1 protein-coding gene is annotated in these 241 nt (G+C 46.5%); it reads right to left on the reverse strand.

Annotated features, from left to right (window positions below):
- Positions 1 to 34 precede the first annotated feature (34 nt).
- Positions 35 to 241, reverse strand: a 207-nt coding sequence (locus tag KVT28_RS26425) for a hypothetical protein (RefSeq protein ID WP_217551260.1), incomplete at its 5' end; no start/stop codon positions are given.

A 241-nucleotide genomic window follows, 5' to 3' on the forward strand; every position in this document is an offset into this window, starting at 1 on the left:
GCAAAAACCTATACCTGCGCAGAGGTTGCACGTCTCAAGCAGCCCCGCAAGAATAGCCCCCCGCACCACCTTCACCAGATCTCAGCATAAAAAAGCCTTTTTGCGATGAGTTATGCATGTTTCTGCTATGGGGTTTGGCACTAGTGGCATAAAGCACGTCTAATATCTGGCAATAAAGAGGAAAGTGCAGAATAAAAAGTGGTGGGGCAAAAATGAAAACTGCCGCAAAAAGCGGAAGATA

The sequence above is a fragment of the Pantoea sp. GbtcB22 genome, from assembly GCF_019091025.1.
In the GTDB taxonomy this organism is placed as follows: Bacteria; Pseudomonadota; Gammaproteobacteria; order Enterobacterales; family Enterobacteriaceae; genus Pantoea; species Pantoea leporis.